Below are 2500 nucleotides of genomic sequence, written 5' to 3'. Positions count from 1 at the left end.
GAGTCTGATAAGGGCGCATAGTCGCGGGCAGTAGACCCGAAACCGGGTGATCTAGTCATGCCCAGGGTGAAGGTACCGTAACAGGTACTGGAGGCCCGAACCCACGCCCGTTGCAAAGGTCGGGGATGAGGTGTGATTAGGAGTGAAAAGCTAATCGAACCCGGAGATAGCTGGTTCTCCTCGAAAGCTATTTAGGTAGCGCCTCGTATGTATCCTCTCGGGGGTAGAGCACTGTTATGGCTAGGGGGTCATCGCGACTTACCAAACCATTGCAAACTCCGAATACCGAGACGGACTGTACGGGAGACACACGGCGGGTGCTAACGTTCGTCGTGAAAAGGGAAACAACCCAGACCCACAGCTAAGGTCCCAAATTACCGCTGAGTGGAAAACGATGTGGAAAGGCACAGACAGCCAGGAGGTTGGCTTAGAAGCAGCCACCCTTTAAAGAAAGCGTAATAGCTCACTGGTCGAGTCGGTCTGCGCGGAAGATTTAACGGGGCTAAGCGGTAAACCGAAGCTTGGGGTGCATAACTTTGTTATGCGCGGTAGAGGAGCGTTCCGTAGGCCTGCGAAGGTGGATTGAGAAGTCTGCTGGAGGTATCGGAAGTGCGAATGCTGACATGAGTAACGATAATGCGGGTGAAAAGCCCGCACGCCGAAAGCCCAAGGTTTCCTTGCGCAACGTTAATCGACGCAGGGTGAGTCGGCCCCTAAGGCGAGGCAGAAATGCGTAGTCGATGGAAAGCTGGTTAATATTCCAGCACCTCGTGCAAATGCGATGGAGGGACGGAGAAGGTTAGGCAGGCCGGGCGTTGGTTGTCCCGGTGAGAGGGTTGAGGCGGTGCTCTTAGGCAAATCCGGGAGCGCAACGTTGAGACCAAGGACGAGTCCAGTTGGACAGAGCTGCTGATATCACGCTTCCAGGAAAAGCTCCTAAGCTTCAGTTTGCACAGACCGTACCGTAAACCGACACAGGTGGGCAGGATGAGAATTCTCAGGCGCTTGAGAGAACTCGGGTGAAGGAACTAGGCAAAATAGCACCGTAACTTCGGGAGAAGGTGCGCCTCCTATGGTTAATAGCTGAAGGAGGCCGAAGTAACCAGGCCGCTGCGACTGTTTATCAAAAACACAGCACTCTGCAAACACGAAAGTGGACGTATAGGGTGTGACGCCTGCCCGGTGCCGGAAGGTTAATTGATGGGGTCAGCGAAAGCGAAGCTCTTGATCGAAGCCCCGGTAAACGGCGGCCGTAACTATAACGGTCCTAAGGTAGCGAAATTCCTTGTCGGGTAAGTTCCGACCTGCACGAATGGCGTAACGATGGCGGCACTGTCTCCACCCGAGACTCAGTGAAATTGAAATCGCTGTGAAGATGCAGCGTTCCCGTGGCAAGACGGAAAGACCCCGTGAACCTTTACTATAGCTTTACACTGAACGTTGAGTTCGTCTGTGTAGGATAGGTGGGAGGCTGTGAAGTGTCGGCGCTAGCTGGCATGGAGCCAACCTTGAAATACCACCCTGATGTGCTTGACGTTCTAACCTGGGCCCGTAATCCGGGTCGGGGACCGTGTATGGTGGGTAGTTTGACTGGGGCGGTCTCCTCCCAAAGAGTAACGGAGGAGCTCGAAGGTACGCTCAGCGCGGTCGGACATCGCGCACTGTGTGCAAAGGCATAAGCGTGCTTGACTGCAAGATCGACGGATCAAGCAGGTAGGAAACTAGGACTTAGTGATCCGGTGGTTCTGTATGGAAGGGCCATCGCTCAACGGATAAAAGGTACTCCGGGGATAACAGGCTGATACCGCCCAAGAGTTCATATCGACGGCGGTGTTTGGCACCTCGATGTCGGCTCATCACATCCTGGGGCTGTAGTCGGTCCCAAGGGTATGGCTGTTCGCCATTTAAAGTGGTACGCGAGCTGGGTTCAGAACGTCGTGAGACAGTTCGGTCCCTATCTGTCATGGGCGTTGGAGATTTGAGAGGGGCTGCTCCTAGTACGAGAGGACCGGAGTGGACGAACCTCTGGTGTTCCGGTTGTCACGCCAGTGGCACTGCCGGGTAGCTATGTTCGGAAGCGATAACCGCTGAAAGCATCTAAGCGGGAAGCGCGCCTCAAGATGAGATCTCCCGGGGCACAAGCCCCCTGAAGGAACCATCAAGACCAGGTGGTTGATAGGCAGGGTGTGTAAGCGCAGTAATGCGTTGAGCTTACCTGTACTAATGATCCGTGTGGCTTGACCATATCACCTCAAGTTGCTTCGCCTAGCGAAGTAACCCTTGGCCTCAACACGTTGATGGCTTGCTCCAAACGCTCGTAGACTCTTCTTCCAACCTCTGAGAGCGAGGCGCTGCCGTATCTACGGCCGGCGACCCTCCACCCTCTCCCTGGTGATAACAGCGCTGTGGCACCACCCGATCCCATCCCGAACTCGGAAGTGAAACACAGCTGCGCCGATGGTAGTGTGCTTCTGCATGCAAGAGTAGGTCATCGCCAGGG

Annotated in this window: 2 rRNA genes (1 of these 2 cut by a window edge); both read left to right on the top strand. The window is 55.0% G+C overall.

Features of this window, described 5'->3' with window-relative positions:
• Positions 1–2245 (top strand): 23S ribosomal RNA (locus G582_RS0108440) (it extends 615 nt beyond the left edge of the window).
• Between the two features lie 142 nt (positions 2246–2387).
• Positions 2388–2500: ribosomal RNA gene (gene rrf / locus G582_RS0108435) — 5S ribosomal RNA — on the top strand.

It is taken from the genome of Thermomonas fusca DSM 15424 (genome assembly GCF_000423885.1).
GTDB classification, from domain to species: domain Bacteria; phylum Pseudomonadota; class Gammaproteobacteria; order Xanthomonadales; family Xanthomonadaceae; genus Thermomonas; species Thermomonas fusca.
Note: the sequence above shows the minus strand (reverse complement) of the source record. Positions and strands in the feature narration are given on the sequence as shown.